This window comes from Mycolicibacterium peregrinum (genome assembly GCF_001665625.1).
Lineage (GTDB): Bacteria > Actinomycetota > Actinomycetes > Mycobacteriales > Mycobacteriaceae > Mycobacterium > Mycobacterium peregrinum_B.
This window is the reverse complement of record NZ_LZSY01000073.1, coordinates 1-851: the sequence shown is the minus strand read 5'-3', so window position 1 is coordinate 851 and position 851 is coordinate 1. Positions and strand designations below refer to the sequence as shown.

Genomic DNA, 851 nt, shown 5'->3' with positions numbered 1-851 from the left:
ACTGGGCCTACGCGCGCATTTTCAATGAGGCAACGAATCACCCGTACGCGCGCATTTCTGATGAGTCAACGCGGTCAGTGGATCGGCGTAAAGTCGAACACATGTTCGATGCTGATTCCGATGTGGCTTTGATCGACCGGATCAGTGGCGCGGCGCGGGCGGAGTCGGCGGCGATCGCGGGGCGGCTGGCCGCGATCGGGGCGTTGGACAGTCTGCGGGAACAGGAGTTGGCCGAGTCGATCTTTTGGACCACCGACCCGTTCGAAGAAGTCTCTGCTGAAGTATCGGCGGCGTTGCGGATCAGTCGGGGCCGGGCCGGTACCCAGATTCATCACGCCCGGGTGTTACGCGACAAACTCCCGTTGGTGGCCGCCCGGTTCGCCGCCGGCGACATCGACTACCGAATCGTGCGGATGCTCATCGCCCGTACCGGCATCGTCGACCCCGCAGTGTGGGCCGGCCTGGATGAAGAACTCGCGGCCCGGGCCCATAAATGGATGCGGTTGTCTGAACGGCAGTTGCGGGATCGGGTGGATCAGTGGATCGCCAAACTCGACCCCAACGGGGTGCGGGTCCCACCCCCGATCGACGACGGCCGGTTTGTGCAGGTCGAGGCGAGCAGCCCCGGCATGGCCTCGATCTGGGCCAATGTGCACGCCGCCGACGGGGTCGCGTTGAGCCAACGCCTGGATGCGGTGGCTGACACGGTCTGCAGCCACGATCCGCGCACCCGGGAGCAGCGCCGCGCTGATGCGGTGGGGCCGGTGGCCCGACTGGAATCCCGCATGCCGTGTCTGTGTCGGCGTGAGGACTGCCCGGCCGCACAGCAGCGGGCGGCCGCCGATGCGGCG

Annotated in this window: 1 protein-coding gene; it reads left to right on the top strand. The window is 66.7% G+C overall.

The features are described 5' to 3' along the window. Positions 1-101 precede the first annotated feature (101 nt). On the top strand, positions 102-851 hold a 750-nt coding region (locus tag A5779_RS09445; RefSeq protein ID WP_131811622.1), incomplete at its 3' end, for a DUF222 domain-containing protein.